The sequence below is a fragment of the Candidatus Eisenbacteria bacterium genome, from assembly GCA_030017955.1.
Taxonomy (GTDB): Bacteria; Eisenbacteria; RBG-16-71-46; order JASEGR01; family JASEGR01; genus JASEGR01.
This window is the reverse complement of sequence record JASEGR010000154.1, coordinates 1-2,939: the sequence shown is the minus strand read 5'-3', so window position 1 is coordinate 2,939 and position 2,939 is coordinate 1. Positions and strand designations below refer to the sequence as shown.

General features: G+C 52.9%; 2 protein-coding genes. Both read right to left on the bottom strand.

Features of this window, described 5'->3' with window-relative positions; all coding sequences use genetic code 11:
* Positions 1 to 127 precede the first annotated feature (127 nt).
* Entirely contained in the window at positions 128 to 931 is an 804-nt protein-coding gene (locus QME66_13170) for an AAA family ATPase (GenBank protein MDI6809898.1), read from the bottom strand.
* Positions 918 to 2,243 (bottom strand): DDE-type integrase/transposase/recombinase, encoded by a 1,326-nt coding sequence (locus tag QME66_13165; GenBank protein MDI6809897.1) that lies wholly within the window; start codon positions 2,241 to 2,243, stop codon positions 918 to 920. The genes QME66_13170 and QME66_13165 overlap by 14 nt, the downstream gene beginning before the upstream one ends.
* Positions 2,244 to 2,939 lie beyond the last annotated feature (696 nt).

Here is a 2,939-nt window from a genome sequence, read left to right as displayed (position 1 = left end):
CAGATGATACCCCCGATAGCACCTGTAACCTCTCACATTAATCCGACCTAATTTTCCACACAAAACTGGACTCCACAATGATCCGGATAAGCAGGAGGGAGAATGTTTCTTCCTCCCGTCAGACCCATCAGATAATTTCTGTCGAAGCCGCTCTGACATGCTCAGCCGAGACGGTGCGGTTCTTTTCAAGAGTCGCTGCTACCAGAGCTCCCCTGGCGAGGTGGTTTGCCCTTCGGAGCAGGCCTCCTGATCCCTGCTGGATGGCCAGGATGGCCTCCTCGGCGAAGAGTTGTTCCTTGATCCCAGCGATCCTGAGGTGGTGATTTAGATATCCCTCCATTTCTTTGAGAGTTAAGCCTTCAAGATGAGACCTGCCCACGACCCTGGAGGCCAGAGGACGCGAGCTGTGATACATCAGCTTATCAATCAGGGTATTTTGTCCGCAGAGGATGAGCGGGACCAAGGGTTTGGAGTCAAAGTCAAATTGGAGCAGGGTATGGAGTTGGGCAAAGATCTCGATGCGCATCAGGTGGGCTTCGTCAATGATGAGGATCGGTTGTTGTTTTTTCGCATTGATTTCGACCAGAATCCCTCGGAGGGTTTTGGCCAGAAGGGTGATGGAGAGGCAACGGGACTCTACCTGGAGGGAGAGCAGGATTTGTTTGAGCAGTTCGAGGATGGTTCCGGTGTTGGCCGTGACAGGGATGATGCGGTATTGAGAGGGGTGCAGAGGAGAGGAGGCGTATCTGAGCGAGGTGGATTTGCCGGTACCCACCTCACCGGTGATGACACTAATGGCGCCCAAATCAAGGGCATAGAGGAATCGGTCGGCGAGGCTTTTGAGACCCGGCAGGGGGTAGAGGTCCTCGACTTTGATGTCCTGGGGGAAGGGTTCTCGTTGAAAGCCGAAGAATTGCTTATAGCGAGTCATCGTCCTCACTCCTTTCGAAGAGCTTCCCCCCCTGATAGGGTTTTGCGATGGGAGGGGTGGGCTCAGAAGTCGGTTTTGGTTCAATGTAGGTGCGCTCAGCGTTTCGTTTGATCCGGGCGTTAATATGGGGGTTGAGGGGAACGAGGAATCCATAGGATTGATCATGGTAAAAGATTTCGATCCGCAGGGGGTCATCTTCCTGATACAGAAGGGTGACATTTTTTTCGATCAGTTCGACGGGGGCTTCATAGATTCTGCCCTGAAGGGTGACGGTTCGGTCACGGTCGACTTTACGTCGGGCCCGGGTGCGAAAGAAATCGGAGAGGTTTTTAGGGGCGGGCCTCAGGAGATGAAGGTGTTGGGTGTAGCGGTCCCAGGGGGTTTCTTTGGTGGTGCCATGGACGGTTCGATGATAGGTCTGGTCAGACCATTGTTCGAACCGTTGGTTCAGGGTAGCGAGCGAAAGGGAGGGGGGAAGAAGGGGAAGAAACTGCATTCTTAGCGTTTTGAAATACCTTTCAATCTTTCCCTTTCCCTCAGGACGGTAAGGAGTACAGTGAATCAGCGAGATGCCGAGGGAGGCGGTGGCATGAGCGAGTTGGTGAGAACGGAAGGAGGGGGCATTGTCGAGATAAATCTTTCTGGGCAACCCCCTTTTGCTTAAAGCCTTGATCAGGCAGTCGGTCACGTTTTTGAGGTTTTCTTGCAGATAGAACTCTCCATGGGGGATGAGGCGGGAGTGATCATCCAGGAAGGCAAAGAGAAAACTCTTTCGCACCTTCCCGTCAACGATCACCGAAGGTCCATGCATACAGTCGGACTGCCACAAATCATTGGGAAGCTCCGTTTCATACCTTCGGAGATCCGGTTTGAGTCCTTGCGGTTCATTGAGCCCCAGCCGTTGGAAGAGCCGGTAAAGACTCTGAACGGAGGCATGGAAGTCGGGAGGCAGAAGCTTTCGTTCCCGGGCCACCCGCAGAATCACGGGCAGAGAAGCTCCCTTGAGTTCTGTCTTTAAACGCACCAGAGTCTGCTCCGTCTCTTCATCCAGAGATCGGGCTTTCCCTTTGTCCGAACGCACCTGTGGCTCAAGACTCTCGATCCTGCCTCCAGTGTCTCGGTACTTCTTGAGCCAATCCAGAACCGTCGAGCGTCCCAGAACCGTTCGCCCGGAAAAGGGAATCTCCCAGGATGCGGAGGTAATCTCCCGAAGGAGAGCTTCTTTCTGGCGTTCATCCTCCTTGACCCATAACAGCCTTGAAATCACCCCAAACCGAAACAGCGCAATCTTCTCTTTCTTCTCTTTGTCCATGATGAAGGACCTCCTTGCGTGGGTTTTGATCCATCCTACCCCGCTCCCCTCGGGAAAGTCACCGCAAGCCTACGGTGTGGAGATTCCCCAAGAGGTGTCCTCTCATCATGGGTCAGCGAATGAGTGCCCAAAAGATGCTCTGCCTCAAACAAGGTAACAAGGGTAGCCAGAGCGGTCTCAGGAGTAACGTTTTGCCGCCTCGATGCATGCTTCCTAAACCCTCTCCACCAATACTGCTGCCTCTGACGACCGATCCCCCAAAGCCACCGGCCATGGGTGATCTTTCGGAGCAGGCTCAAAAAAATCGTAAACCAGATCGCCTGAAACCGCCGATCATAAAGATGGGGCCTCAGCGTATGGACCGCCCCACAGTCAGGACAACGATACCGCTTCAACAACAGTGCCTTGTGATACCCATCAAAAAACCGACCCACATAACCATGACCCCACAGCCTTGGGCTTCTGCACCGAGGACACCACGGAGGACGAGGCCACGGATACTTCTTTCTCACCTGCTCCAATAGCTTGACATCGATATCGCAATACAGTATCAAGTAAGAAGTCTTTGGGGGATAACTGAGGACACTACTCCTGCCAGGGAATTGAGCCTCGGTTATCCCTTCTCTTTCCCTTCAACTTATTCTGAGAAGAAAAAAAACTTATACAACAAAACGTGAGATATTGGGTAGGGTATTA